Source organism: Streptomyces sp. NPDC046122, from assembly GCF_056429965.1.
In genome coordinates this window covers 47,015-67,807 of record NZ_JBWKLQ010000014.1, presented here as the reverse complement: position 1 = coordinate 67,807, position 20,793 = coordinate 47,015, and the positions used below count along the sequence as shown (strand labels likewise).

The window sequence follows — 20,793 nt, the reverse complement described above, 5'->3', positions numbered from 1 at the left end:
TTGTGTTCGAGATCGACGCGCTGCGGCTGCTGGTCACGGTGGCCGAGACGGGGTCCTTCACCAAGGCGGCGGTCCGCCTCAACTACACGCAGTCGGCGGTCTCCCGACGCATCGCGTCGCTGGAACAGGCGGCAGGCGGGCCGCTCTTCGAGCGGCTCCCGCGAGGCGTACGGCTGAACCCTGCGGGCCGTGCCCTGCATCACCACGCCATGGAGGTCATCGACCGCCTGTCACGGGCTCAGCGGGAGCTGACCGTGCTGCACGCCGGACACGGCGGGCTGCTGAACCTGGGGGCGTTCTCCACCGCCAACATCTCGTTGGTGCCCGCCGCTCTGCGGGCGTTCCGGCAGGCCAGGCCGGACGTCGAGGTCGTCGCGGTCGAGGGCCGCAGCGGCACGCTGACGGCGCGGCTCGCGGACGGGGCACTGGACCTGGCCGTCGTCAGCGACTACCCGTCCGGGCTGCCGTCGGCCGACGGAGTCACGACGACCCCGCTGTGCGAGGACGAGCTGCTCGTAGCCCTCTCCCGTGAGCACCGCCTGGCCGGAGCCGACGTGGTCGATCTGCGTGAACTGCGCGACGAAGCCTGGCTGCAGGACGCATACGGTGACCGCCCCACGATGCTCGCCGACGCCTGCGCGCGAGCGGGCTTCACCCCCCGGAAGATCATCCGAATCGCGGAGTGGACGGGGAAGTTCGGTTACGCGGCGGCCGGGCTGGGGGTGGCGCTGGTCCCCTCGCTGGCCGCCTGGGCGGTCCCGGACGGACTCGTCCTCTGCCGGCTCACCGACCCGGCGGTGCGGCGCACCGTCCACGTCGCGCTGCCCGCCACTCCGCTGCCGGCGGCGCTGACGCTGCGCGATCTGCTCCGGGACAGCTGCCGTCAGCGGTCACTTCCGCAACAGGCGACGACATCTCCCCACCCCGACGATCGCCTTCGGCGTCCAGTGCACGCCCGACGGCCGGAGTGACGCCGCTTGGCCCTCCACAGGCGCGGATGCGGGGCATGAGGGCGGGCGGTCGCGGGTGCAGAGCGGGAGGGCGACTGTGCCGGGGAAGTCCCTGCCGACGCGACCGGCTTCCGGACACGCCGACGATCCCGGCGGATCCGCGTCATGCAAACCGGCACGGCGGTCGGCCGGCGAGCGCCGGGACAGGTAGGACATGCCACGCGCCAAGCAGTACGCCGTCGCCGCCTCCGGGCAGCGGATCGACGAGGAGGAGGGCAGGCGCCGCCTGCCTGCCGGAGAAGTCCACGCCTGGGAACCGGGCATGAACCAGACCGTCTGTGGCCTGTCCCTCAGCCGCTCCCAGCTGACGCGCTTCCCGCACATCGCCTGGCCGGACACCTTCCCGGAGTCGGGCGGTGCGGCGGACCGCGTCCGGCTCCAATGTCCGCGCTGCGCCTCGGTCGCCGGCCGCCGCGGCGGCGACGCCCGCCCTCGGTGGCACCGCGTCAATCCGCGCCCCTGAGCGCGATCATGCCGCCGCGGGTCGAACTTCGCCCGCTCACCCTCTCCGACCAGGACGAGCTCTGCGCGCTCGTGCAGGCAAGCTCCGAGCTGCACCGGCCATGGATGCAACTGCTTACGACCGCAGAGGAGTTCCAGGTCTGGATGCGCCGCTTCGACGACGGCGCCAACCGGGGGTCTCTGGTCCGGGTCCGGGAGACCGGCGCGGTGGCCGGCATGGTCAACATCAACCCGATTGTCCGGGGCCGCTACCAGGGCGCTTCCCTCGGCTGTGCGTCCTTCTCCCCGTCCGCGGGGTGCGGGTACATGACCGAAGGGCTCGCGGTCACCCTGCGGCACGCCTTCACGGATCTGCGGCTCCACCGGCTGGAGGCCAGCATTCAGCCGGCGAACAAGGCATCCCCGGCCCTGGTCCAGCGGCTGGATTTCCGCTACGAGGGGGATTCGCCCGCCTACCTCTACATCGACGGGGACTGGCGGGACCACGAACGCTGGGCCATCAACGCACCGCACCCCTGGACGCCCGATTCATCCCTTCCGAGATCTGAGTCGCACGGCGCCGCTATGGAGGACGCTCAGAGTCCTGCGGGTCAGAGGAAGTGCCCACTGGCGAGGTAGGGAGCAGGAACAGGCAAGTCACGGACGGCGATGTAGCCCTCCTGACCGATGTCGAGACGGGCGGTCAGGCCGACGTCCAGCGCCCACTCGTTGGGGGCGGTGATGCAGTTCACCAGAGTCCTTCCCCTCGACGAGGCCAGGGCCTCCCACAACAACGTCTGCGCGACCTCGGGGTGCGCGGCAGCCAGCAGCGATGCCTGCCCGCGGTCATCGACGTACACGTATCCCGGCTTGGTCCGGTCCTGCGAAACGACCAGTCGCAAGGTCTTGAGCATGTAGTCGTGGTCGGGTCCATGGCCCGCGCGTCGCACGTCCGAGTCCAGCCGGTCCATCCACTCGATGTCGTCGGCCCGGCCCTCGCGGAGTCCATGGACTGCGGGGAGTGTGGAGCGGTCGACGGTGCCGACCATCCGCATCTGCGGGTGCAGGGAGAAGCCCGCCAGCCGGTAACGACGTGTGGCGCCGGGATGCACGCTGGAGGAGAAGATGCCGGGGCGCCCGTCAGCATGGTCCAGCACGGCGTCCATCAGGCGCGCACCGATGCCTTGTCCCTGATGGCCGGGCAGGACCCCGTACGTCGCGAGATACCACAGATCGCCGCGATTCTGGGAGACGGCGAACCCCACCACTGCGCTTGCGTCTGCGGTGGTGTCCACCGCGGCCCAGCACCCTTGCGGGTCGACGCCGAGGAAGAAACGCATCCGATCGATCCACTGCTTCGAGGCGACAGCCGAACGAGGCTCAGGGTGCGGGTCGCTGACCCTTCTGCTGGCTCGATCCGCCGCGAAGAACGTCGCCGCGGACGTCCGTTCCGCCGACGGGAGATCACCCACACGCATCGGCCTGATCTGCGCAGCGTCCATCAGGGCAGGGTAAGGATCCGCGAGGAGGCGCCGCATCCGATTTCCGCTCTTGACCTCAAGTGTTTCCGCTCTTGACCTCAAGTGCGGTTCAGCTTCTAGCGTGCCGTTCCGTAGCACCGTAGGTGGCCCTCCACGGGGGCGGGCCACGGCACCTGAATGAGGATGACGCCGATGAGCACTGCAGCAGCACAGACTGACGCCCAGCCGGCCGTGACCGTGATCGGATTGGGAGAAATGGGCTTCGCACTCGCGAGCGCCTTCCTGGACGGCGGGCATCCGACCACGGTGTGGAACCGTACGCCGGAGAAGGCCGACGCCCTGGTCGCCAAGGGGGCCGAGCAGGCCCCGACCGTCCGCGACGCCGTCGCCGCCAGTCCGCTCGTGGTGGTCAGCGTGAAGGGCAACTCCACGGCCCGCGAACTTCTGGAGTCGGCGGGTGACGCACTGTCAGGCCGCGCCGTGGTCAACCTGACGGACGGGACATCGGCGGAGGTCAGGGCTGTGGCCGACTGGGTCGAGGGCCGGGGCGCGCAGTACCTCCACGGGCAGATCATGACGATCGCTCCGGGTGTCGGGGCGGCGGAGACGGTGATCTTCTACGGCGGTTCCGAGGCCGTGTACGACCGCTGCCGGCGGACGCTCCAGCTCATCGGCGGTCGGGGATCCCTGATCGCGGCCGACGCCGGTGTACCGACCCTGTACGGAATGGCCGTGCACGACACCATGTGGGGCACGCTCAACGGATTCCTGCACGCAGCCGCTCTGCTGTCCAGCGAGGGCATCGAGGTCAAGCGGTTCCTGGACGACGCCGGCCCATCCGTCTCCGCACTGCTGGCGACCTTGCCGATGATCGCCGACGAAGTCGACCGAGGCGAGTACGCGACGGAGTACGGAGCGCTCCAGCACCACCGTCCCTCGGTCGAGGACCTGGTTCGCGAGAGCGGGGCGCGGAACATCGACGCCGCATTCCCCGGCTACACGCTCGACCTCGTGACCAAGGCCGTGGAAGAGGGACACGCCCATGACAGCTACGCGCGCCTGGTCGAGCACTTCAGGAAGCGGTGAACCGGAACGGTGTGGCCAGGTGGCCGGACGCCGTAAGCAATCTCGAAGGCGCGCAGTCCCGCCTCGGCGCGCACCCGATCTCGTACCGGTGACCAGCGTCGCCGGGCCGCTTGAGTTCCGGATCCCGCGCGGCCATCTCACGAAGCAATGCGCATCCTCCTGATCGGGCCGCCCGGGGCCGGCAAGGGCACGCAGGCAGTCCGCCTTGCCGCGCATCTGTCGATCCAGCACATTTCCACCGGTGACCTGTTTCGCGAGCACATCACCCAGGGCACCGAGCTCGGCCAGAACGCCCACACGCGAACACATCTTTCACGTCGCCTACAGCCCTCCTGAAGTGGCGGGAGTCTGCGACCTCTGCGGCGGTGAGCTGTACCAGCGCGAAGACGACCGCGAGGCAACCGTTCGTAGGCGACTGGAGGTCTACCGCGCCGAGACGGCGCCGGTCGTCGACCACTACCCGGGCCCAGGGCCTGGTGACCAGCATCTCGGCCCACGGCCAAGTCCAGGAGGTCCTGCACCGCGCGCTGAACGCACTCGGCCGAGGCCAGGCCGACGCCGCTGGTACGTCGGGCTGCTGCCCCCTCCGCCATGAACGTGCGGGACCGCCGTCTCTGTAAACCGCCGCCGAGGACCGCAGGAGCCGTGCGGTCGGCGGCACACTGCCGAGCGGGCGTACGTGGCCGGCGTCGCGCACCGACGTTCAGGGGTGCCCGGGGGCCGCGGTGCGAAGGTCGAGGAGTTGTCGCGTATGGACGGGCAGGTGGTCGTCGGCGAGGCCGTCGACCAGACCGGCCAGCGGAACCGGCTGGTCCAGTACGAGGGCGTCGTCGGACAGGATCAGCGACGGCACCCGGACCGCGGCGGCTCGCTCGCTGAGCTGCCCGGCGATGTCGCACAGGACGCCGGCCTGACTCCGTACGTGGGCGATCAGGTGAGTCCTGTCCGGGTGCTCGGAGATGATCCGGTCGAGATTCCAGGCGTCGAGGGAGATCCGGTTGTCGAAGGCGGGCCGCGCGCCGGCGACGACGCCGAGGGCGACCGCCGTCACTGCGGCGTCGACGCTGAGGACGTGGGCGAGTACCTGGTCGGCGTTCCACCTCCCGTCCGCCGCGTCGCCGAGGCCGGCCCGCCCCGCGCACCCTGCGGGTTGCACATGAAGCGGGTTGTCGGGGCCGTGCGTCGCCCCGGGTGTCCGCCGTTCAGCCCCCGGGACCGCAGGGTCATTCCCGGGGCAGGCGCTCTCCGCACCGGCTGCAGAACAGGGCGTCCCCCTCCGCGGCGAGGCGTCCGCACGCGAGGCAGACGCGGTCGAGCAGGCAGGGCGCCTCGCCCCCTTCGCTGCTCGCGTTGCGGATGGTCAGGCCCGCACGGCGGCGGTGCGCACTGAGGTACACCAGCCCCTCGTCGCCCGCCGCCAGGGACCGGCGGGTGGCGTGCGGGAGCCACACCACGCACCCGGGCCGGAGGTCATGCGCGCCGCCGTCCGTTTCGAGGCGGCCGCCGCCGTCCATCACGTACAGCAGTACGTCCAGATCCGGTTCGACCGACGCCCCGACATCGGCGCCGGCCGGGAGGCGGATCACGTTGGCGTCCAGCTGCCGGCCCTCCGGGTCGAGCCGCCACAGGGCGCCGCCCCGGCCCGGGGACAGGTCGTGCAGCAGTTCCGGCAGGCGTGCCGCCACGCCGCCGGCCGCCGTGGCCTTCGCCGCTCCGCTGGGCTCCACCGCACGACCTCCGTTCCGAAAGGGCGACCCGGCGCAGATCGCGCGAGGGCCGCACCCCATTGTCGCCACGCCGGACGCCCCGGCGAAACTCAAGGCCTTGCGATCCGCCCGCCGGTCTCCTCCGCCGCCGGTGCCGGGCGGACACGGGTACGGGCGCGCAGCGCCAAACCGCACCACAGGGCAGTGGCCGCCAGTGCCGCGGCAGCCATGGCGGCGAGCACGGGCGCCTCGGGCCGCCAGCCCAGCGAGAGACGGGCGCCCAGGGCCGTGAGCACGGCCGCGACCCGGCCCGGGGCGTAAACGGGCACCCTGGCGGCGGCCGCCCGCAGCGCGGTCGCCGCCACCAGGCCGACGGCGATCCAGGCGACCAGGTACGGCCACACCGCGCCCGGCGCGGCGGACGGCATCCCGTACTCCTCGGGGCCGATACGGAAAAGCGCGCTCGCCCAGCCCACTGCCACCGCGAGAACGGCGATGCCCGCGACCCACAGGGCGTGACGCCACAGAGGCCCGGGCCGCACGGTCTCTTCGGAGTCGCCGGAACCGGAGTCTAAGAGTTCAGTCATACCAAGGGAGACGCGGCTCGGGAGGCGGACGTTCCCCACGTGGGCTGGGCGCGACCGGTCTTGGCGCGGGCGAACAAGGTGACGCCGCACACGAGCCACGACGGACCACTCGGGTGGGCCGCACCTCTCTTGCCGACTCGGCAAATTCGATTGCCGCCCAGTACGCCCGGTGCGACGTTGGGCGAGGAGGTGGTCACCATGACCCGCGGTACTGAGAACAAGCGGCAGGATGCCGTCGAGGACACGCCCGCACACGAGGAGTACGCCGCCTACGACGTGGTCGTCGCAGGCGGTGGAGCGGCCGGTCTGAGCGCGGCGCTGGTACTCGGCCGCTCGCGGCGCAGCGTCCTCGTCGTGGACGCGGGCGAGCCCCGCAACGCCCCTGCCGCCCACCTGCAGGGCTACCTGACCCGGGACGGAATGCCGCCGGCCGAGTTCCTGGCCGAGGGGCGCCGGGAGCTGGAGCGGTACGGCGTTCAGCTCGTCGGGGACGAGGTGACGGCGGTACGCCCGGACGGCGACGGCGGGTTCCGGATCGCTCTCGCGAGCGGTCGGCCCGTGCACGCGCGGCGGGTCGTGGTGGCCACCGGCCTGGTCGACGAGCTGCCGGACATCCCCGGCCTGGCCGAGCTCTGGGGCAGCGACGTACTACACTGCCCCTACTGCCACGGCTGGGAGGTGCGCGACCGGCCGCTTGCGGCGCTGGCCTCTCCGGTTTTCGGGGCACATCAAGCCCTGCTGCTCACACAGTGGTCGAAGGACGTGACGCTCTTCCTGCACACGGTCCGCGATCTCCCGGAGGCCGAGTGGCGGCAGTTGGCCGCAGCGGGAGTCGCCGTCGTGGAGGGAGAGATCGCCGGGCTGGAGACCGAGAACGGCCGGCTGTCCGGGCTGCGACTGGCGAACGGCCGGGTGTTCGCCCGGCCCGTACTGTTCGCGGGCGGCCGCCCCGCGGCGAGGGACTCCCTGCTCCGCGAACTCGGCGCCGAGACCACGGAGACGCCGGCGGGTCACTACCCGGCGGTCGACGCGACGGGCCGCACAAGTGTCGCCGGCGTCTGGGCCGTCGGGAACGCGACGGGCCCTGCCGAGCAAGTGATCAACGCCGCGAGCGCGGGGTACCGGGCCGGAGTGACGATCAATGCCGAGCTGCTCTTCGGCGACCTGGAACGCGCCGCGACGCCAACGCCGTAACGGGTTCGCGTACCAAGCCCGCGGCCCCTTCGGACGGATCGACGGCCTGACCCCGATCGCTGACGTCATCAGCCCTCGCCGGACGAATCGGCGGTCGGCGGAACCCGCGAGCGCGTACGCCTGTCTAGAAGATCGACACCGCGCACCGTCCGGACCCGGGCCCGGAGCGCCGACCGATCGAGGGGAACACCGCATGGCCGTCACACTGGCCGAGGAGATCATGCTGCTGTCGCTGGACGACGACTCCGGCGCCGCCAAGGAGCGGCAGTCCGCCGGATGGGCGGTCGCGGGGGGCATTCTGCTCGACCTGGTCCTTGCCGACCGCGTCTGCGTCCGGGACGGCCGGGTGCGCGTCACGGACACGGCGCCCACCGGAGTCCGCCTCCTCGACGGCCGCCTGGCGCAGATCAACACCTGGGCCGGCAAGAGGACGAAGGCCCCGAAGGTCTCCGAGTGGCTGACCAGAGACCACTCCAAGGCCGTGCAGGACACGATCGACAGCCTGCGCGAGCGGGGCCTGGTGAGCGAGGAGGAGCACAAGGTACTGGGCATCTTCCCGGTCCGGCGCTATCCCGAGGCCGACGGATCCGTCGAACGTGAGCTACGGGCCCGCCTCACGGTGACCGTCCTGGAGGGCGCCGCTCCTGACGACCGCACGGCGGGCCTCGTGGCCCTCCTGCACGCGGCCAAGCTGCACCGTCTCGCCTTCCCCGGCGTCCCGCGCAACGAGTTCAGGCCGAGGATGGAGAAGATCGCGGACGGTCAGTGGACGGGCGACAGCGTCCGGGAGGCGATCCGCACCATGCAGGCCGTGATGGCCTCGGCCACCGTCGTCACCGCTGCCGCGGTCCTCGGGTGACCCGGCCGAGCGCGACACCGTACGCATGCGGGCGCTCTTCGCGGTCGTAGGCCGCCGTAGCAGCGGTCATGCGGCCGTCCCTGGCCGGGACTTCCGGACGGACTTCCGGCCCAGGACGGCGCCGTCCCCGGAACACCGGCCGCGGGGCCGTGTTCCGGGGACGGCGATCGGTTCGCGTGAGCGAGGGAGTGTGCCCCACCACTCCGCGAACGGGGTGACACCGTCGCCTCAGGCCGCCAGCGCTGTGTCGGGTGCCGCCGACGGCTCGGGCGCCGCCTCCGGCTGCCGGGTGCCCGCCAGGATCTCGTCGGCGGCGGCGATCGCATCGGCGACCGAACGCGTCCCGGTCACCACACACAGGGTGTAGCTGACGTCTTCCAGCTCTCGTTGCCACGCCGGCTCACTCTTGTGCGCCAGCGCGATGCGCGCGCTCGCGTACCGGGCAAGAAGAGATCTCACATAGCGCCGATCGGGCATCAACACGGCTACCGCCCCTCCAGTTCATCCTGCGGAAGTGCCGTACGAATGCCCCCCATCGCCACACTTATTCCCCAGCTTCAGCAATGGGCCGGGTGGGTGGCAGCGCCGGCGGCCCGGGCCGTCCGCTGGACCTGCTGTTCACCACCCAGCGGCGGTGGCCGCTCGACGCGCCACGTACCGCTGCCCAGGCGGCGGGCGCTCGCGGTCCGTACTCCACCCTGCTCGCCCACCGGCTCGGCGACCGCCGGCAGGTGCTGATCGCGGTCCCGGCCGCCGATTCGCCCGCCGTACGCAGCGACCTGGGTTCCCTGCGGCGCGCGCCCCTCTCGTTCGAACGGGACGACGAGCGGGCGGGCGCTGACCGGGCGGCACAAGTCGCGGACCGTGCCGAAGTCGGAGGCGCTCAAGCGACGGGTTCCACCGGGACCCGGGCCCTGACCCGCTTCCCGATGGGCTCGCGACGTGCTTCGACGCGCTCGCACAACGCGCCGACGATCTCCAGTCCGTGGCCACCGACCCGGCCGGGGTCCGCGGCGCGGGCCACCGGCAGGACCGGATCGCTGTCCCACACCGTGATCTCCAGAGCCCTCCCGGCGAGCTCGACGTTGACGACGCACGGTCCGGGTGCGTACTTGCAGGCGTTGGTCACCAGCTCGCTGACGACCAACTGGGCGACGCCGGTCACGTGTGACGAGATGTCGAGTCGCCGCTCCTCCCGCAGCCGGGTGAGGAAGCCGACGACGAAGCGCCGGGCGTTGCCGATGGCCTCCGACGTCCCGTCGTAGGCCGCCTCGGCCCACGCCCGCCGGTCGTCGGGTGTCGCGACGTCCCGGGGCTCGTCTCCGGCAGCGCGCTCGGCCTGTGGACTGCGAAGATCCGGGTCACCGTTCATGGCTGAGCGTCTGCCCCCGCACCCCTTCACTAATCAGGACGAGGAAAATCTTTCTGAGTACCCAGGAGATCCAAACCTAGTCACACGAAAATCACGTCGGCCGCCCGGTACGTCGGCACGCCGCCCGGACGGGCCCGCGGGCCCGTCCGGATCTGCCCGTCTGCCCTGGTCAGTGCGGGCGTCGTACCGTCCTGGCGACCAGCCACACGGCGACCACCCCAGCCCCGGCGACCGCCGCCCTCCGCGCGCCCGGCGCGCGTACGCCGGCGGGCAGGAGGTCGCGGGCCCGGTCGAAGGCGCTGAGCACTGCGCCGGCGACCGCGTTGGCGGGAGGCCTGCGCGACACCGCCGGGTGCGGGTGGGTGGGGGCCGTACGGCGTACGGTCTCCCACGCCGATCCCAGCCTCCGCAGGCGGGCGCGGTCCAGTGCCTCCTGCAGGCGTGGCAGCAGGAGGTCCTCCTCGTCGCGGATGTCCTGCCGGATCAGCGCGAAGGCCCGGCGCACCAGTTGGTCGTGGGCGGGATCGGCGGGGTCGGTGCGCTCCATCTCGGCGACCAGGTCGTTGATCTCCTGGTGTTCCTCCTCCACCCGGGCGGTGAGTTCCGGACCGTCGCGGGCGAGCCTCCGCAACGCGGGCCACAGCACGACTTCTTCGGCGAAGGCGTGCGTGAAGGTCAGCTGAACGATGTCCTTCAGCGTTTCCTGGCGTTCCGCGGGGGTCCCGGCACCCGATTCGTAGAGGGTCATGAGGCGGTCGAGTTCGTCGTGGTCACGTCGTTGCCGCGCCAGGACGCTCGCATCGCCGCCGAGTTCCTGAATGCTCTGCTCCGCGATGGAAACTGTCATACGGTCTTCTCCCTCGGCTGCCCTCCGCCGCACCGGGGTGCGGCGGAGGGCCGGGTGGGAAACGCGGGCTTGTTCGGTCACCTGCCCACGCGCCGGCGGGTGAGGAGTACGCCGAGGGCGATCATGCCGAGGCCCAGAACGAAGTGCAGCCAGTTGTCCGCCGTGTTCACCGGGACGAAGTTGGCTGAGCTGTCGTGGTCGATGAACAGGCCGTACAGCCACAGCACGAGGTAGATGACACCGCCACCGATGAGGTAGGTACGGGCGGTGGAGGCCGCGCGCGCCATGGCGACACCGGCGACACCGAACAGCAGGTGCACGATGTTGTGCAGGATCGACACCTGGAAGACGCCCAGCAGCTTCGCCTCCGAGTGGTGCTCGGCGAACTTCATGGTGTCGTAGTCGGTGGTGATCCCCGGAATGAAGCCGAGGACGCCCACCAGGAGGAATACCGCCCCGACCAGCAGCGCGGCCTGCTGTACAGGGGTGCGGGCGGTGGAAACCGGACGATGCTGGGTGGTCATGACCCAGTCCCTTTCTTTCCCGAAGACGGCTGCTGTCGCCGCCCTTCCCGTTGCTCAAGGCGTCGGTTACCCCGCGCTTGCCGCGTTAGCCACAGACGACAAACCCCGGGTCCGCCACAGGCCGAGCGTTTACACACCTTTCAAATTCCCCCCACACAGCTACCAAACCTGATATTACGGTCATTTCGTGGCACGCGCCCCAGGCACTACCGCTCGTGACGACAGAAACACCAACGGGAGTGGACGGCGCACGCGCTAGTGTGCCGGTGTGAATCTTCATGTCGTCATAGGATTCGGGCCCGCCGGGGCGGCCACCGCCCGGCTGCTGGTGGAAAAGGGCCACTCGGTACGGGTGATCACCGCGTCGGGCCGCAGCCCGGAACCCGGCATCGAGCACGTCGCACTCGACGCCGCGGACAGCGGGCGACTGACGGAGGCCGTGCGGGGCGCGGCGGCGATCTACAGCTGTGGTGCGCCGCCCTACCACCGCTGGACGCGTGAATGGCCGCCGCTGACCGCGTCGGTCTGCGCGGCGGCCGAGGCGAGCGGGGCCCTCCTGGTGCTGCTGGGCAACCTCTACGGTTACGGTCCGGTGGACGGGCCCCTGACGGAGGATCTGCCGCTCGCCGCGACAGGGCCCAAGGGCCGGGTGCGCGCCGCCACTTGGGAGCAGGCGCGCACGCTGCACGAGCAGGGCCGCATCAAGGCGGTCGAGGTGCGGGCCTCGGACTTCTTCGGGCCCGGCGTCACCGAGGGCGGCCACCTGGCGGCGCGGGTCGTGCCACGGCTGCTGCGCGGCAAGCCCGTCTCCGCGCTCGGCGATCCGCACGCCCCGCACAGCTGGACGTACGTCCCCGACGTCGCCCGGGCTCTGGTCGAGGTGGCGGAGGAGGAACGGGCCTGGGGCCGCGCCTGGCACGTCCCGACGGAACCCGCCCTGTCCATCCGGCAGATGGTCGACCTCCTCGCCGCGCAAGCGGGAACGGGCCCGGTCACGGTGCGCGGGCTGTCGCCGGCGCTGCTGGGCGTCGTGTCGGTCTTCTCTCCGCTGATCCGCGAACTGAAGGAGATCCGCCACCAGTTCGACCGTCCGTTCGTCGTCGATTCGAGCGCCTACGAAGCCGCGTTCGCCGTACGGGCGACCCCCGTCGACGCGCAGGTCGAGGCGACGGTGGACTGGTGGCGTGAGCGCCTGGCCGCTGCCGGATGACGACGCCGGCGCGGGATGTGCACGCGGCGTATGCCCGGTGAACCGGGCAAGGTAGCGATCTGGTGTCGAGACGGCAACGCCCGGTTGCCGTCACTCCCCGGCCGCGTTGACCGGGCATGAACCCGACTTCGTACGCCGGCCTGTACGACGCCTACTGGCTCAGCACCGACAGCGAGTGCCCGTACTGCGTCCGGCTCGCTCAGACCGTCGGCCAGCAGCCGCCCACCGCCCCGCCGACGCGGCCGCGGGAGAGCGGTGACGGAAATCCCGCCGGGGAGCAGGTGTGCGGGATGCGCGCGGTGGCGCTCGTCGTCTCGTTGTACATCGTGCTCGCCGCCGCGGTGGTCACCCTCGCCTGACGAGCCGCCGGACGTCACACCGCGTCACACCGCGTCAGCCGGGGCCGGCGGAGCCGGCGCTGCGGAAGGTGCGCCGGTAGGCGTCCGGCGGCACGCCCAGGCTGCGATTGAAGTGCCGGCGCAGGGTCGTGGAAGTGCCCATGCCGGTGGCCGCGGCGATCGCGTCGACGGTCTCGTCGGTGGTCTCGAGCAGTTCCTGGGCCCGGTGGACGCGCTGAGTGAGAAGCCAGCGCAAGGGCGTGGTGCCGGTGACGGCCGTGAAGTGGCGGGCGAGGTTGCGGGGGCTCATGTTGGCCTGCCGGGCCAGTTGCTCCACGGTGAGCGGCTGGTCGAGGCGTCGCACCGCCCAGGCCAGCAGGTCCGCGAGGGACTGGTCGCGCGGTTCGGGCAGTGGCGTGGCGACGAACTGGGCCTGGCCGCCCGCCCGGTGGGGAGGGACCACCAGCGAGCGGGCGACCCGGTTGGCGACCGCCGAGCCGTGGTCGAGGCGGACCAGATGCAGGCACAGGTCCATGGCGGCGGCCTTGCCCGCGGAGGTGAGCACACGGCCGTTGTCGACGTAGAGGACGTCCGGATCCACCCGCACACGCGGGTGCCGGGCAGCGAGCGCCGCGGCGTGCGCCCAGTGCGTGGTGGCGCGCTGTCCGTCCAGCAGGCCGGCCGCGGCCAGCACGAACGCGCCGGTGCACAGGGACGCCACACGCGCACCGGCCTCATGGGCTGCGCGTACGGCGTCGACCAGCTCGGCGGGAGGGTCCTCGTCGGGGTCCGCGCAGGCGGGGACGATCACCGTATGGGCGCGCGCGAGGTGGTCGAGGCCGTGGTCGGGTTCGAGGCGGAACCGGCCGCCGACCGGCACGGTGTCCGGACCGCAGACGACGAAGTCGTACCAGGGATCCACGACATGGGAACGGTCGGTGCCGAACACCTCGCAGGCCGCCGCCAGTTCGAAATGCAGAACATCGGCGGTGACGGCCAAGGCCACGGTTCTCATGTCCGAAAGTGTACGGGCGGTGTCGTTACCGCCACTCCCCGGCCGAGCGCCGCCGCGAGCATGCTGGCACCAAGAGATCATCGGCGCAGGACAGGGGAATCTGATGGGAACGACTCGGGCGGTCGCGGTCTTCGGCGCCTACGGGCACACCGGGCGCTTCGTGGTGGCGGAGTTGCTGGAGCGGGGACTGACGCCGATCCTCTCCGGGCGGGACAGCGACAAGCTGCGGGCTCTCGGGGCGTCGTTCCCCGGGCTCGAGGTGCGCGTGGCCTCGGTGGACGACGGGGCGTCGCTCGACCGCGCGCTCGCCGGTGCGGCAGCGGTGATCAACTGCGCGGGCCCCTTCGCCGCGACGACCGCCCCGGTGATCGGGGCGGCGCTGCGGGCGCGCATCGCGTACGTCGATGTCGCGGCGGAGGTGGAGGCGGTGGCGGACACCCTCGCGCGGTTCGACGAGCCGGCCCGCGACGCGGGGATCGTCGTCGTCCCCGCCATGGCGTTCTACGGCGGCCTCGGTGACCTGCTGGCCACCGCGGCGACGGGCGCGTCGTCGCGCGCCGACGAGGTGTCCATCGCCTACGCGCTGAGCAGCTGGCATCCCACGGCCGGCACCCGGAAGTCGACGCAGGTCTCCCGTGGGCGGCGCGCCGGCCGGCGCCTCGTCTTCACGAACGGCCGACTGGAGCTGCGCACCGACCGGGCCCCCGCCGGACGGTGGCCGTTCCCGGCGCCGCTCGGCGAGCAGGACGTGCTGGGCGAGTTCACCACCGCGGACAGTGTGACCGTCCCGCGTCATCTGCGTACCTCGGCGATCCACACGTACATGACGGTCGGGGCGGTCAGGGAAGTGGTGGCCGAGGACAGCCCCGAGCCGGCGCCGGTCGACGAGCGCGGGCGCTCCGCCCAGACCTTCCTCGTCGACGTGGTCGTACGCTCCGGCGGCGCCCGGCGCCGGGCCGTGGCCCGCGGCCAGGACATCTACGCGGTCAGCGCGCCCCTCGCCGTCGAAGCGGTCGTTCGCATCCTTGCCGGACAGGTCGACCGGGCCGGGGCGGGGGCCGCCACGGCGGGCGAACTCTTCGACGCGCCCGGGTTCCTCCGCTCGCTGTCCCCGCATCTCACCTTCGAGCTGGGCGAGATCGAGTCCGTGGACGCGGCGCCGGCCCCGGCACCGGAACCGGTGGCAGCGCGGCCCGCGGTCGGCTGAGGCTCCTCGGTGGCCCCCTTCCAGGGCCGCCTCCCCCGCGTCCTGTCCGGCCGTTGAAACCGGCGGCGGGTTTATTGCCGCGCGGACCGCTCACCGCGATGACAGGATGCCCGGGCGCGGGAGGTACGCGCAGAAGTGGGCGGGGAGCATGCTGGAAGGGCTGGACGCGGTGGACTGGCGCGCGTTGGAGCCGGTACGGCCCGACCGGCCGGCCGCCGACGTGCCGAAGGTGCTGCGCCGGATCGCGCGGGCGGACGCCACCACGCGGCAGCAAGCCGTGGAACGGGCGTACGCCGACCTGCGGGACCTCTTCGTGGCCGAGGGGCGGGCGACCAGCGCGGTGACGGCCGCTCTGCCGTTCCTGGTGGACCTCGCCATGTCCCCGCGGACGGTGGGAAGGCCGGACCTGGTCGACGTGCTCGCCGGACTGGCCGCCGTCGGCCCGGCCGGGGCGGTGGACCCGGGGTGGGGTGCGGTCCTGCGGCAGCAGTGGCCGCGCCTGCGGCGGCTGCTCGACGACGCGGATCCGGTGATCCGGCGGGCCGCGCTCCAGCTGATCGCCGACCGGCCCCTGCCCCTGCTGGAGCGGTGGCGCGAGGAGACGGACCCTTCGCTCCGGGTGACCGTGCTGCTGGCGCTGGGCGAGGCCGCAGCCGCCGAGGGGCCCAAGGGGGCGGCGGTCGACGAGGTGCGCGCCGTTCTGGACGGCGTCCTGCACGGCGAGGACCGGGTCCTGCGGGTGGCGGCCGTCGTCGCGACGGCGGCCCTGGACCCGCGAGCGCCGGTGCGCGCCTGCCCGATGCTGCTGGAAATCCTCACCGACCCCCTGCTCGCCCCGCGGTTCGGGGAGGTCTGGTACGCCCTGGACTGCGCATATCCCTACAACCGCGAAGACGTGGCGGGCTGGGTCGTGAGCCTGCTGGTGCACGACCCGGCGGTGGCGACCTCGTTCGTGGCCGGGCTCGCCGGGGCGGGGCACCGGGCGGGCGACGCGGAACTGCGCCGGTGCGCGCTGGACCAGGCGTGGCATCTGCTGGTGGCACGGCCGTCCACGGCGGCCGCCCTGCCGCCCCTGGCCGCCGGGCTGTTGGCCGACCCCGACGACGACGTGCGATACAAGGCGGCGCATCTACTGGCGGTCCTGGGGCGCCGGGCGGCCCCGTACGCCGACCGGCTCGCGGCGCTCCTCGACGACCCCGGCGAGTCGCGGTTCTTCGACGGAACCGTGGGCGACCACGCGCGGTGGGCGCTGACCCGGATCGGTGACCCGCGCGCGCTGCCGGACCTCGTCGAACGGCTCGTCGCGCCCTATCGGGACATGCCCGGCCGTGGCTACTGCCTCGGCGACCCGCGACAGCCGGACGTCGTCGACGTGCTGCGGCCCCTGCGCGCACACGCCGGCGTACTGCTGCCCGAGGTCCGTGAGGCCCTGCGAGACGAAGTCGCCCGTGGGGGCTGGCTGGTCGGGGACCTCCGGGAGGTGCTGTACGCGTGGGGCGAGGACCCCGTGCTCCCCGGCGAGGCGCAGCCGTCCTGGCGGCCCCGGGAGACCCCGCCGGTGGAATGGGCGCAGGCGGAGGCGACGGTGCTCACGTACGCCGCAGACGGGGAAATGCACGGGACGTTCGGCGCCGCTCTGGCGTCGCTCACCGACCGGGGGAGCGTCGCCCCGCCGGTCCGCGCGGCGCTGGCGACACTCCTGGCCGCGGACCGCCGCCTGTCGGAGTACGGCGACTACCGGGCGATCCTCCAGGACGAGAAGTTCCGTGCGCGGATCGGGGCGATACTCACGCTGCCGTAGTACGCGGACCAACGACCTCTCCCCCGCCGCCGGTTCACCCCGCGTCGGCCGGTCCGGCCCAGTCGGCCGGTACGTGGGCGACGCGGACGCGCTGCGGGTGGTCCCCGACGGAGACCGACACTGTCTTCTTCCCCGTGGCGAAGTCGATCGCGGTGACCTGGTCGCTGCCGCTCTCCGAGATGACGCACGACTTTCCGTCACCGCTGACCGTGGCCCAGTACGGCTTGGAAGCGGGGACCAGGGGTCCTTCCTGGAGGGTGGCGCGGTCGACGACGGTGGCGTAGTCGTCCATGGTCCCGGCGACGCAGAGTTTGTCGCCCCGCGGGTTCGCCGACATGCCGTGGTGGCGCGAGTCGTTGACCCAGGTGGTGCGGTCCTCGCTGGTGCCGGGGCTCTTCGGCAGGGTCTTGACGCGGGTGATCCGGTCACCGGCGACGTCGTACTCGAGGAAGCCGTTGAAGAAGGAGACCTGGAAGTACAGCGTGGACTGATCGGGGGTGAAGGCCACCGGGCGCACCGCGTCGCTGAGGTCCTTGCGTCCGAAGGCGTCCAGCCGGGTGCGCATGTCGATGACCTTGACCTGCTGGAAGGTCTCGGCGTCGACGACGGTGATTCGGCGGTCGCCCTTCGTCCAGTCCAGCCAGGGGGCGTCCGTGTCGGTGTTCACCTCGCCGATGGACATGTTCCACAGGTACTTTCCGCCGTCGGTGAAGACGTTCTCGTGCGGCTTGTCGCCCGTCTTGAACGACCCGGCCTCCTTCCCGGTGTCGATGTCGAGTACATGGACGGTGTTCGAGGTGGACGCCGAAACGGCCACGCGCCTGCCGTCGGGAGACACGGCCATGTGGTCGGAGCGGTAACCGGACACGGGGAAGCGCCACTTGATGTCGCCGGTCGCCAGGTCGATCGAGACGACGTCGGCGAAGCTGGGGCGTGAGACGACCATGGCCGTCCCGTCGGGGGTGGAGTACATGTCGTCGACGAACTGGTCGTGGCCCTCACCGGGTCCGTTGCGGACGCCCAGGAAGTAGACGAGTTTCACGGGGTTGGTGTAGATCTCCGCGAGGCGCTGCCGCTTGTCGGGGATGACGTTGATCCGCCCGATCTTCGAGAAGGCGCCGCTGGATCCGATCACGTCGGCAGTGCCGTCCCAGTTGTTGCCGACGAACATCACCTCCCGCAGGTCCGGACTGTCCGGGGCCGGCCCGACGGCCGACGCGCCGGTCGTGGTGACCGCGACGAGTACCGCCGCGACGGCGGCCGGAGCGAGCCTGCGCCTGCGGCGCGGTGCCGGGGCGGTGTCCGCCGTCGGGGGTGTGGACGCCACGGTGTCCGCGCGACGGTTCCTGGCTTCGGGCATGGCTTCCTCCGCGTAGCGACTGCTTCGGACAGGTTCGGGACTAAACGTGGGCATGACAATCAGCGAAAGCGGCAGCGAGGCCCCAACGCCCCCCGTCGCCCAATGTGAAAACGCCGCGCTTCACTTTGGGCTACTTGAAAGTAACGACGGGGCCCCGGTTCCTCAACCCCCGCGACGGGAGAAGATGACCGGGGCACGAGGGAGGGCATCGGTGAGGGAGCGGCTCAGGCAGTCGACCGGTCGGTACGCGGGCAAGACGGCCGTGGAGCGGCACGCCGAGCGGCGGCAGAGGTTCCTCGACGCGGCACTGCAGCTCTTCGGGGCCGGCCCCGGCTACCGGTCGTCGACCGTCGCCGCCCTCTGCCAGGCGGCCGGCCTCTCGACCCGGCAGTTCTACCAGGAGTTCGGCACCCTCGAAGACGTGCTCGCGGCGTTGCACCTCCAGGTCAACGACTGGGCCGAGACCGCCGTACTCCACGCCCTCGCCGAGACCGGCGGCCTGCCGCACGCCGAACGCTACGGAGCGGTCTTCCGTGCGTACGCGGCGAGCATCGCCGTGGATCCGCGCCGCATCCGCATGACGTTCACCGAGATCGTCGGCGTCAGCCCCCGCATGGACGAACAGCGACTGGCCCGCCGTGCGCGGTGGATCGACCTGATGTGCGCCGAGGCGGCGTCGGCCGCCGCGCGAGGCGAGGCGGCCGATCGGGACTACCGCATCGCGGCGGCGGCCTTCATCGGCAGCGTGAACGGCCTCCTGCACGACTGGGCCGCCGGCTGGGTCGACGCCACGCTCGACGAGGTCGTCGACGAACTCGTCGGACTGCTGCTGGCATTGCTGCGCCCAGCGCCCTGAAGGCGGTCGCGCAGCGTCAACGATCCGGTGACACCGCCGCCGCCTCGGCGACGAACCGGCGCTGGTCGGTGAGGAATCCGTCGGCGAACAGGGCTCTTGGCGCGAACACCGCCGTGAGCGTGAGCAGCGGGGAGGACCGTTCGACGTCGTACCTGACCAGCGAGTGCGCGGCGTCCGGATACCGCTCGACCCGCAGGAGCGAGCCCGGAAGCAGCTTGCGGTACGCGGACTCGGTGTCCTTCACATCGACGTTGACGTCATGGCCGGCCAGGAGCAGCAGCACGCGAGTTCCGCGCATCGCCCTCAGGTCCGCCGTGGCGTCGGAGGTGTAGTTCTTCCTGATGAATCGCCACCGGCCGGCCGTCACACCCTGCGGGTCCCCGACGGTGGCCCGGTACTCCGCGAACGAGGCGCCGCGGCGCAGCAGGCGCAGCGTGGTTTCCCGTCGCCGCAGCGCCGCGGCGGTCTGCTGGTCCGACGCGCCGTCCCGGCGCAGCTGCGCCAGGAGGTTGAAGCGCCCCTGACGCTGCCAGTTCACGGCCGGCGAGACGGCGACGACGAACCGCAGGCCGGGCGTACGGGCGGCCACCTTGGGCAGGACCCAACCCGCTTGACTCGCCCCCCAGAGCCCGATGCGCCGGATGTCGATGTCGGGCCGCCGACGGGCCCAGGCCAGGGCCGCCACGGCCTCGTCGGCCCGGTCGTCCATACTCTGGTCCAGCCAGTCGCCCGACGAGCCGCCCACTCCGGGCTTGCTCCAGGACAGCGACGCGTACCCGGCCGCGGCGAAGGACTCCCACAGAGGCCGGTAGAAGCTGTCGTGCGTGGCGTCGACCGGGCCGTCGCCGTGCACGAACACCACGAGCCCGTAGGGCCCGCGGCCTTCCGCCGGTGTGGCCAGTACGCCGTCGAGGGTGTGCTTGCCGTGGCGCAGCGCGACCCGCTCTTCCCTGATGTCGTACGTGTTCTGCCAGATCGCGACTCCCCCGAGCAGCGTCGCCGCCAGCAGCGCGCCGACGACGCACCAGACCACCGCTCGCCACCGACGGCGCGCGCCTCGCGGCACACCTGTGCGTTGTGTTGTGCGCACGATTCCCCCTGAAGCCACAGAAACTATCGAATAGAAAACGGTCGTCCTGGTTACGAACGTAGCAGATTCGATAGTAGAGTGATGAGCGGTAGATCCGAGCCCGACCGAGGAGAAGTGGCCATGACTCCTGACCCCACCACTGACAGGCCCCCGGCCGACGACCGGGTCACGAGCCGCACGGGAGCCCACCCCGTGACCCTTCGGCGCGGTGTCCCGGAGGGTGCCGAGGAAGACGTTGCCCGGCTCTACTGGGAGGCGTTCGGCCGGAAGCTGGGCGCGGCGCTCAACCCCCCGGACACCGGACGGCGCTTCATCGCCACGCATCTCCATCCGGACCGGGCCGTGGTGGCGGTCGCCGACGGCCGAGTGGTGGCAGTCGCCGGTTACCAGATCGACGGCCGGGGGCTGACCGGCGGCGGCGCGGCCGATGTCCTCGCGGCGTACGGCTTCCTCAGGGGGATGCCACGGCTCGCGCTGCTGGCCCTGCTCGAACGCACTCCCGCTCCGGGACAGCTCGTCATGGACGGGATCGCCGTGGCCCAGGGTCTCCGGGGCGGCGGCATCGGCGGTCTGCTGCTCGACGAGGTCTTCCGCGTCGCCGCCGAACACCACTGCGAGCAGGTCCGGCTGGACGTCATCGACGTCAATCCCCGCGCACGGGCCCTGTACGAACGCCATGGCTTCCGCGCGGTCCACACCGAACAGACCCCCTTCCTGCGCCGCCTGATGGGATTCGGCGCCGTCACCACCATGCACCGCCCGATCACCCCGCACCCGGGAGCCCGGCCGTGACCGGTCCGGGGCCGCGC

General features: G+C 71.9%; 24 protein-coding genes and 1 pseudogene. 13 read left to right on the top strand and 12 right to left on the bottom strand.

What is annotated here, in order from left to right; all coding sequences use genetic code 11:
• Positions 1–2: 2 nt before the first annotated feature.
• The 3 genes from AC07FK_RS27910 to AC07FK_RS27900 all read left to right on the top strand — a co-directional run bounded on the left by AC07FK_RS27910 (position 3) and on the right by AC07FK_RS27900 (position 2,090).
• Positions 3–971, top strand: coding sequence for a LysR family transcriptional regulator (locus AC07FK_RS27910; RefSeq protein WP_479107719.1), 969 nt, complete (start codon positions 3–5; stop codon positions 969–971).
• A 193-nt stretch (positions 972–1,164) separates the two neighbouring features.
• Entirely contained in the window at positions 1,165–1,473 is a 309-nt protein-coding gene (locus AC07FK_RS27905; protein WP_479107718.1) for a hypothetical protein, read from the top strand.
• Between the two features lie 8 nt (positions 1,474–1,481).
• Positions 1,482–2,090 carry a GNAT family N-acetyltransferase gene (locus AC07FK_RS27900; RefSeq protein WP_479107717.1) on the top strand — a complete coding sequence of 203 codons (609 nt, stop codon included), beginning with the start codon at positions 1,482–1,484 and terminating at the stop codon, positions 2,088–2,090.
• Here AC07FK_RS27900 and AC07FK_RS27895 read toward each other — a convergent pair.
• On the bottom strand, positions 2,063–2,953 hold the full coding sequence (locus tag AC07FK_RS27895; protein WP_479107716.1) for a GNAT family N-acetyltransferase: 891 nt from the start codon (positions 2,951–2,953) through the stop codon (positions 2,063–2,065). The genes AC07FK_RS27900 and AC07FK_RS27895 overlap by 28 nt on opposite strands.
• A 171-nt stretch (positions 2,954–3,124) precedes the next feature.
• Between AC07FK_RS27895 and AC07FK_RS27890 the strand changes: the two genes are divergently transcribed.
• Complete coding sequence (locus tag AC07FK_RS27890; RefSeq protein ID WP_479107715.1) at positions 3,125–4,018, top strand: NAD(P)-dependent oxidoreductase; 894 nt, start codon at positions 3,125–3,127, stop codon at positions 4,016–4,018.
• A gap of 147 nt (positions 4,019–4,165) precedes the next feature.
• Positions 4,166–4,638: pseudogene (locus AC07FK_RS27885) on the top strand (nucleoside monophosphate kinase).
• Between the two features lie 83 nt (positions 4,639–4,721).
• Here the strand turns inward: AC07FK_RS27885 and AC07FK_RS27880 are convergent.
• The 3 genes from AC07FK_RS27880 to AC07FK_RS27870 all read right to left on the bottom strand — a co-directional run bounded on the left by AC07FK_RS27880 (position 4,722) and on the right by AC07FK_RS27870 (position 6,311).
• Positions 4,722–5,174: a hypothetical protein gene (locus AC07FK_RS27880; RefSeq protein ID WP_479107714.1), complete on the bottom strand. Its 453-nt coding sequence runs from the start codon at positions 5,172–5,174 to the stop codon at positions 4,722–4,724.
• 67 nt (positions 5,175–5,241) lie between these two features.
• A complete protein-coding gene (locus AC07FK_RS27875) occupies positions 5,242–5,745 on the bottom strand; it encodes a cupin domain-containing protein (protein ID WP_479107713.1) in 504 nt (167 codons plus the stop codon).
• An 89-nt stretch (positions 5,746–5,834) separates the two neighbouring features.
• The gene (locus tag AC07FK_RS27870; protein ID WP_479107712.1) at positions 5,835–6,311 is read right to left on the bottom strand and encodes a hypothetical protein; all 477 of its coding nucleotides are present in this window, start codon (positions 6,309–6,311) and stop codon (positions 5,835–5,837) included.
• A 198-nt stretch (positions 6,312–6,509) separates the two neighbouring features.
• Between AC07FK_RS27870 and AC07FK_RS27865 the strand changes: the two genes are divergently transcribed.
• Together AC07FK_RS27865 and AC07FK_RS27860 are read left to right on the top strand one after the other, a co-directional pair.
• Positions 6,510–7,505 carry an NAD(P)/FAD-dependent oxidoreductase gene (locus tag AC07FK_RS27865; protein WP_479107711.1) on the top strand — a complete coding sequence of 332 codons (996 nt, stop codon included), beginning with the start codon at positions 6,510–6,512 and terminating at the stop codon, positions 7,503–7,505.
• Positions 7,506–7,698: 193 nt separating this feature from the next.
• On the top strand, positions 7,699–8,364 hold the full coding sequence (locus tag AC07FK_RS27860) for a GOLPH3/VPS74 family protein (RefSeq protein WP_479107710.1): 666 nt from the start codon (positions 7,699–7,701) through the stop codon (positions 8,362–8,364).
• 228 nt (positions 8,365–8,592) lie between these two features.
• Here AC07FK_RS27860 and AC07FK_RS27855 read toward each other — a convergent pair whose 3' ends face one another.
• The 5 genes from AC07FK_RS27855 to AC07FK_RS27835 all read right to left on the bottom strand — a co-directional run bounded on the left by AC07FK_RS27855 (position 8,593) and on the right by AC07FK_RS27835 (position 11,107).
• Positions 8,593–8,841, bottom strand: a complete 249-nt coding sequence (locus tag AC07FK_RS27855; protein ID WP_479107816.1) for a DUF5133 domain-containing protein — start codon at positions 8,839–8,841, stop codon at positions 8,593–8,595.
• 80 nt (positions 8,842–8,921) lie between these two features.
• A complete protein-coding gene (locus AC07FK_RS27850) occupies positions 8,922–9,251 on the bottom strand; it encodes a hypothetical protein (protein WP_479107709.1) in 330 nt (109 codons plus the stop codon).
• Positions 9,248–9,736 carry an ATP-binding protein gene (locus AC07FK_RS27845; protein ID WP_479107708.1) on the bottom strand — a complete coding sequence of 163 codons (489 nt, stop codon included), beginning with the start codon at positions 9,734–9,736 and terminating at the stop codon, positions 9,248–9,250. Before AC07FK_RS27845 ends, AC07FK_RS27850 begins: the two co-directional genes overlap by 4 nt.
• 169 nt (positions 9,737–9,905) lie before the next feature.
• The gene (locus tag AC07FK_RS27840; RefSeq protein ID WP_479107707.1) at positions 9,906–10,583 is read right to left on the bottom strand and encodes a hemerythrin domain-containing protein; all 678 of its coding nucleotides are present in this window, start codon (positions 10,581–10,583) and stop codon (positions 9,906–9,908) included.
• 77 nt (positions 10,584–10,660) lie between these two features.
• Complete coding sequence (locus tag AC07FK_RS27835) at positions 10,661–11,107, bottom strand: DUF4383 domain-containing protein (protein ID WP_479107706.1); 447 nt, start codon at positions 11,105–11,107, stop codon at positions 10,661–10,663.
• 268 nt (positions 11,108–11,375) lie between these two features.
• On the opposite strand from AC07FK_RS27835, the gene AC07FK_RS27830 reads away from it, so the two are divergent.
• Both AC07FK_RS27830 and AC07FK_RS27825 read left to right on the top strand, forming a co-directional pair.
• Complete coding sequence (locus AC07FK_RS27830; protein ID WP_479107705.1) at positions 11,376–12,317, top strand: NAD-dependent epimerase/dehydratase family protein; 942 nt, start codon at positions 11,376–11,378, stop codon at positions 12,315–12,317.
• Between the two features lie 116 nt (positions 12,318–12,433).
• Positions 12,434–12,676, top strand: coding sequence for a hypothetical protein (locus AC07FK_RS27825; RefSeq protein WP_479107704.1), 243 nt, complete (start codon positions 12,434–12,436; stop codon positions 12,674–12,676).
• 34 nt (positions 12,677–12,710) lie between these two features.
• Here AC07FK_RS27825 and AC07FK_RS27820 read toward each other — a convergent pair whose 3' ends face one another.
• The gene (locus AC07FK_RS27820; protein ID WP_479107703.1) at positions 12,711–13,670 is read right to left on the bottom strand and encodes a helix-turn-helix domain-containing protein; all 960 of its coding nucleotides are present in this window, start codon (positions 13,668–13,670) and stop codon (positions 12,711–12,713) included.
• A 103-nt stretch (positions 13,671–13,773) separates the two neighbouring features.
• Between AC07FK_RS27820 and AC07FK_RS27815 the strand changes: the two genes are divergently transcribed.
• Together AC07FK_RS27815 and AC07FK_RS27810 are read left to right on the top strand one after the other, a co-directional pair.
• Entirely contained in the window at positions 13,774–14,877 is a 1,104-nt protein-coding gene (locus AC07FK_RS27815) for a saccharopine dehydrogenase family protein (protein ID WP_479107702.1), read from the top strand.
• Positions 14,878–15,025: 148 nt separating this feature from the next.
• The gene (locus AC07FK_RS27810; RefSeq protein WP_479107701.1) at positions 15,026–16,678 is read left to right on the top strand and encodes a HEAT repeat domain-containing protein; all 1,653 of its coding nucleotides are present in this window, start codon (positions 15,026–15,028) and stop codon (positions 16,676–16,678) included.
• Between the two features lie 34 nt (positions 16,679–16,712).
• On the opposite strand, the gene AC07FK_RS27805 is transcribed toward AC07FK_RS27810, so the two are convergent.
• Positions 16,713–18,038 carry a YncE family protein gene (locus AC07FK_RS27805; RefSeq protein ID WP_479107700.1) on the bottom strand — a complete coding sequence of 442 codons (1,326 nt, stop codon included), beginning with the start codon at positions 18,036–18,038 and terminating at the stop codon, positions 16,713–16,715.
• 211 nt (positions 18,039–18,249) lie between these two features.
• On the opposite strand from AC07FK_RS27805, the gene AC07FK_RS27800 reads away from it, so the two are divergent.
• Complete coding sequence (locus tag AC07FK_RS27800; RefSeq protein WP_479107699.1) at positions 18,250–18,894, top strand: TetR/AcrR family transcriptional regulator; 645 nt, start codon at positions 18,250–18,252, stop codon at positions 18,892–18,894.
• Between the two features lie 16 nt (positions 18,895–18,910).
• Here the strand turns inward: AC07FK_RS27800 and AC07FK_RS27795 are convergent, their stop codons facing one another.
• On the bottom strand, positions 18,911–19,984 hold the full coding sequence (locus AC07FK_RS27795; RefSeq protein ID WP_479107698.1) for an alpha/beta hydrolase family protein: 1,074 nt from the start codon (positions 19,982–19,984) through the stop codon (positions 18,911–18,913).
• 120 nt (positions 19,985–20,104) lie between these two features.
• Between AC07FK_RS27795 and AC07FK_RS27790 the strand changes: the two genes are divergently transcribed.
• Complete coding sequence (locus AC07FK_RS27790) at positions 20,105–20,776, top strand: GNAT family N-acetyltransferase (RefSeq protein ID WP_479107697.1); 672 nt, start codon at positions 20,105–20,107, stop codon at positions 20,774–20,776.
• Positions 20,777–20,793 lie beyond the last annotated feature (17 nt).